This is a genomic window from Bacillus stratosphericus (assembly GCF_020524495.1).
Classification (GTDB): Bacteria; Bacillota; Bacilli; order Bacillales; family Bacillaceae; genus Bacillus; species Bacillus stratosphericus_B.
Map to the genome: position 1 here is coordinate 1 of NZ_JAIVLB010000103.1, position 560 is coordinate 560.

The following is a 560-nucleotide window of genomic DNA, read 5'->3' on the forward strand; positions in this document are numbered from 1 at the left end:
TTATGTAAGACGGCTACCTACGTTTTTATACGTAAGCAACCGCCAAAAGTTCCGGCTACTACTTGCCGACCTCATGAAGCGCCTTTCTTTCTCGCGCCTTCTTCGTTACGTCGTTATTTTTCCAGTACGCCCAAAGCGAAGTCGCCCCAAGAAAGAGAAGCGCAATAAAGTCGGACACAGCCGCTTCGTCTACCGAAATTGTCTGAACGCCAAACATCGTCAGCCCGCTATTTACGAGAGCTAACGCAAGCAAAATAAACCGAGCCACTGTTCCTGCGCTAATATTCGTCTTCATACGCTATACCCCGCTTTCTTAAGAGCCGCCACTAATTTAGCGCGCGTCTTCGGACCATAAATACCGTCAGCACTAAGTCCGTGCATAAGTTGGAATCGTTTGACTGCGTTGGCTGTTTTCGGTCCGTAAATGCCGTCGATTCCGTTATTCTTAGCGCCCTTGTTCGGATAGAAGTATACGGCTGCCAGTGCGCTTTGAAGTTGCGTGACGGCAGTGCCGCGAGCGCCTTGACGGATTATGCCCGTAGGTACCGTTAGTTTTTTAG

At 49.6% G+C, this 560-nt stretch carries 2 protein-coding genes; both read right to left on the reverse strand.

Annotated features, from left to right (window positions below):
- Positions 1–58: 58 nt before the first annotated feature.
- Positions 59–295, reverse strand: a complete 237-nt coding sequence (locus LC033_RS16690; protein WP_226570363.1) for a phage holin — start codon at positions 293–295, stop codon at positions 59–61.
- Positions 292–560: peptidoglycan-binding domain-containing protein (locus LC033_RS16695; RefSeq protein ID WP_226570366.1), on the reverse strand; the 269-nt coding region annotated here is incomplete at its 5' end. The genes LC033_RS16695 and LC033_RS16690, both read right to left, overlap by 4 nt.